Origin of the sequence: Ornithinibacillus contaminans (assembly GCF_001038425.2) — a bacterium.
GTDB classification, from domain to species: domain Bacteria; phylum Bacillota; class Bacilli; order Bacillales; family Amphibacillaceae; genus Ornithinibacillus; species Ornithinibacillus contaminans.
In genome coordinates this window covers 1-4801 of sequence record NZ_LDPV02000008.1, presented here as the reverse complement: position 1 = coordinate 4801, position 4801 = coordinate 1, and the positions used below count along the sequence as shown (strand labels likewise).

Sequence of the window (4801 nt, the reverse complement as noted above, 5' to 3'; positions counted from 1 at the left end):
GGTGACGAGATGTGGAACGAGCGGCGGACGGGTGAGTAACACGTGGGCAACCTGCCTGTAAGACTGGGATAACTTCGGGAAACCGGAGCTAATACCGGATAAAACTTATTACCACATGGTGAAAAGATGAAAGGCGGCGCAAGCTGTCACTTACAGATGGGCCCGCGGCGCATTAGCTAGTTGGTGAGGTAACGGCTCACCAAGGCGACGATGCGTAGCCGACCTGAGAGGGTGATCGGCCACACTGGGACTGAGACACGGCCCAGACTCCTACGGGAGGCAGCAGTAGGGAATCTTCCGCAATGGACGAAAGTCTGACGGAGCAACGCCGCGTGAGTGATGAAGGTTTTCGGATCGTAAAACTCTGTTGTTAGGGAAGAACAAGTCGGGTAGTAACTGACCCGGCCGTGACGGTACCTAACCAGAAAGCCCCGGCTAACTACGTGCCAGCAGCCGCGGTAATACGTAGGGGGCGAGCGTTGTCCGGAATTATTGGGCGTAAAGCGCGCGCAGGCGGTCCTTTAAGTCTGATGTGAAAGCCCACGGCTTAACCGTGGAGGGTCATTGGAAACTGGAGGACTTGAGTACAGAAGAGGAGAGTGGAATTCCACGTGTAGCGGTGAAATGCGTAGAGATGTGGAGGAACACCAGTGGCGAAGGCGACTCTCTGGTCTGTAACTGACGCTGAGGCGCGAAAGCGTGGGGAGCGAACAGGATTAGATACCCTGGTAGTCCACGCCGTAAACGATGAGTGCTAGGTGTTAGGGGGTTTCCGCCCCTTAGTGCTGAAGTTAACGCATTAAGCACTCCGCCTGGGGAGTACGGCCGCAAGGCTGAAACTCAAAAGAATTGACGGGGGCCCGCACAAGCGGTGGAGCATGTGGTTTAATTCGAAGCAACGCGAAGAACCTTACCAGGTCTTGACATCCTCTGACACTCCTAGAGATAGGAATTTCCCTTCGGGGACAGAGTGACAGGTGGTGCATGGTTGTCGTCAGCTCGTGTCGTGAGATGTTGGGTTAAGTCCCGCAACGAGCGCAACCCTTGATCTTAGTTGCCAGCATTTAGTTGGGCACTCTAAGGTGACTGCCGGTGACAAACCGGAGGAAGGTGGGGATGACGTCAAATCATCATGCCCCTTATGACCTGGGCTACACACGTGCTACAATGGATGGTACAAAGGGCAGCAAAACCGCGAGGTCGAGCAAATCCCATAAAACCATTCTCAGTTCGGATTGCAGGCTGCAACTCGCCTGCATGAAGCCGGAATCGCTAGTAATCGCGGATCAGCATGCCGCGGTGAATACGTTCCCGGGCCTTGTACACACCGCCCGTCACACCACGAGAGTTGGTAACACCCGAAGTCGGTGAGGTAACCTTTTGGAGCCAGCCGCCTAAGGTGGGACCAATGATTGGGGTGAAGTCGTAACAAGGTAGCCGTATCGGAAGGTGCGGCTGGATCACCTCCTTTCTAAGGATAAATAGGAATCGTCGATTAAAATCGCCACGTCCTGTGGCAACATCGACACACCCTACATCGTGTAGGGCGCATACTTGGTTGTTTGGTTCAGTTTTGAGGGAATAAACCCTACTAAAATAGATGGGCCTGTAGCTCAGCTGGTTAGAGCACACGCCTGATAAGCGTGAGGTCGGTGGTTCGAGTCCACTCAGGCCCACCATCTATAATCTTTTACGTTACGGGGCCTTAGCTCAGCTGGGAGAGCACCTGCCTTGCACGCAGGGGGTCAGCGGTTCGATCCCGCTAGGCTCCATTTTTGTACCTTGAAAACTAAATAAGCAAACAACGACATCAATTTTTTAAAAGCATAAGGCTAATATTTTTATTAGTGTACTGCTTATTCATTGTAAAGCTAGTTAAGTGAATAAGGGCGCACGGTGGATGCCTTGGCACTAGGAGCCGATGAAGGACGGGACTAACACCGATATGCCTTGGGGAGTCGTAAGTAGACATTGATCCAAGGATTTCCGAATGGGGGAACCCACTGTTCGTAATGGAACAGTATCCTTACCTGAATACATAGGGTATGGAAGGTAGACCCGGGGAACTGAAACATCTCAGTACCCGGAGGAAGAGAAAGCAAATGCGATTTCCTGAGTAGCGGCGAGCGAAACGGAAACAGCCCAAACCAAAAAGCTTGCTTTTTGGGGTTGTAGGACACTCCTTTGGAGTTACAAAGGAATTCTTTAGACGAACATACCTGGAAAGGTAGGCCAAAGAAGGTAACAGCCCTGTAATCGAAAAGGAATTCTCTCCGGAGTGTATCCTGAGTACGGCGGAACACGTGAAATTCCGTCGGAATCCGGGAGGACCATCTCCCAAGGCTAAATACTCCCTAGTGACCGATAGTGAACCAGTACCGTGAGGGAAAGGTGAAAAGCACCCCGGGAGGGGAGTGAAAGAGAACCTGAAACCGTGTGCCTACAAGTAGTCGGAGCCCGTTAATGGGTGACGGCGTACCTTTTGTAGAATGGACCGGCGAGTTACGATCGTATGCGAGGTTAAGTGGAAGACACGGAGCCGTAGCGAAAGCGAGTCTGAATAGGGCGAATTAGTATGCGGTCGTAGACCCGAAACCGTGTGATCTACCCATGTCCAGGGTGAAGGTCAGGTAACACTGACTGGAGGCCCGAACCCACGTATGTTGAAAAATGCGGGGATGAGGTGTGGGTAGGGGTGAAATGCCAATCGAACACGGAGATAGCTGGTTCTCTCCGAAATAGCTTTAGGGCTAGCCTCAAGAAATGAGTACTGGAGGTAGAGCACTGATTGGACTAGGGGCCCTCATCGGGTTACCGAATTCAGTCAAACTCCGAATGCCAGCTACTTTATCTTGGGAGTCAGACTATGGGTGATAAGGTTCATAGTCGAAAGGGAAACAGCCCAGACCGCCAGCTAAGGTCCCAAAGTATACGTTAAGTGGAAAAGGATGTGGAGTTGCACAGACAACCAGGATGTTGGCTTAGAAGCAGCCACCATTTAAAGAGTGCGTAATAGCTCACTGGTCGAGTGACTCTGCGCCGAAAATATACCGGGGCTAAACGTATCACCGAAGCTGCGGATTGTTCTTACGAACAATGGTAGGAGAGCGTTCTAAGTGCAGCGAAGTCAGACCGTGAGGACTGGTGGAGCGCTTAGAAGTGAGAATGCCGGTATGAGTAGCGAAAAAAGAGTGAGAATCTCTTTCACCGAATGCCTAAGGTTTCCTGAGGAAGGCTCGTCCTCTCAGGGTTAGTCGGGACCTAAGCCGAGGCCGAAAGGCGTAGGCGATGGACAACAGGTTGATATTCCTGTACCACCTCATGATCGTTATGAGCGATGGGGGGACGCAGTAGGATAAGGAATGCGCACCGATGGATGTGTGCGCCCAAGCAGTGAGAGTGTCAGGTAGGCAAATCCGCCTGGCGTAAGCTCAAGCTGTGATGGGGAGCGAAATTTAGTAGCGAAGTTCCTGATTTCACACTGCCAAGAAAAGCCTCTAGCCAGATCATAGGTGCCCGTACCGCAAACCGACACAGGTAGGCGAGGAGAGAATCCTAAGGTGAGCGGGAGAACTCTCGTTAAGGAACTCGGCAAAATGACCCCGTAACTTCGGGAGAAGGGGTGCTCATTCTTTGAGTGAGCCGCAGTGAATAGGCCCAAGCGACTGTTTAGCAAAAACACAGGTCTCTGCGAAGCCGAAAGGCGAAGTATAGGGGCTGACACCTGCCCGGTGCTGGAAGGTTAAGGGGATGGGTTAGCACTTCGGTGCGAAGCTTTGAACCGAAGCCCCAGTAAACGGCGGCCGTAACTATAACGGTCCTAAGGTAGCGAAATTCCTTGTCGGGTAAGTTCCGACCCGCACGAAAGGTGTAACGACTTGGGCACTGTCTCAACGAGAGACCCGGTGAAATTATACTATGCGTGAAGATGCGCATTACCCGCGACAGGACGGAAAGACCCCGTGGAGCTTTACTGTAGCCTGATATTGAATGTCTGTGCAGCTTGTACAGGATAGGTGGGAGCCTTTGAAGCGTGAGCGCTAGCTTACGTGGAGGCATCCGTGGGATACCACCCTGGCTGTATGGACCTTCTAACCCAGGACCGTGATCCGGTTCGGAGACAGTGTCAGGCGGGCAGTTTGACTGGGGCGGTCGCCTCCTAAAAGGTAACGGAGGCGCCCAAAGGTTCCCTCAGAATGGTTGGAAATCATTCGAAGAGTGTAAAGGCAGAAGGGAGCTTGACTGCGAGACCTACAAGTCGAGCAGGGACGAAAGTCGGGCTTAGTGATCCGGTGGTTCCGCATGGAAGGGCCATCGCTCAACGGATAAAAGCTACCCCGGGGATAACAGGCTTATCTCCCCCAAGAGTTCACATCGACGGGGAGGTTTGGCACCTCGATGTCGGCTCATCGCATCCTGGGGCTGTAGTCGGTCCCAAGGGTTGGGCTGTTCGCCCATTAAAGCGGTACGCGAGCTGGGTTCAGAACGTCGTGAGACAGTTCGGTCCCTATCCGTCGTGGGCGTTGGAAGTTTGAGAGGAGCTGTCCTTAGTACGAGAGGACCGGGATGGACACACCGCTGGTGTACCAGTTGTTCCGCCAGGAGCATAGCTGGGTAGCTACGTGTGGAAAGGATAAGTGCTGAAAGCATCTAAGCATGAAGCCCCCCTCAAGATGAGACTTCCCATCACTTCGAGTGAGTAAGATCCCTCAGAGACGATGAGGTTGATAGGTTCGAGGTGGAAGCGTGGTGACACGTGGAGCTGACGAATACTAATCGATCGAGGACTTAACTAACATCT

At 52.6% G+C, this 4801-nt stretch carries 2 tRNA genes and 2 rRNA genes; all 4 read left to right on the top strand.

From position 1 onward, the window contains the following. Positions 1-1471, top strand: a 16S ribosomal RNA gene (locus JF53_RS00745); the annotation flags it as partial. Between the two features lie 131 nt (positions 1472-1602). Beyond that, positions 1603-1679 (top strand) — tRNA-Ile (locus tag JF53_RS00740). 20 nt (positions 1680-1699) lie between these two features. Then, positions 1700-1772, top strand: a tRNA-Ala gene (locus JF53_RS00735). A gap of 101 nt (positions 1773-1873) precedes the next feature. Next, positions 1874-4796, top strand: a 23S ribosomal RNA gene (locus tag JF53_RS00730). Positions 4797-4801 lie beyond the last annotated feature (5 nt).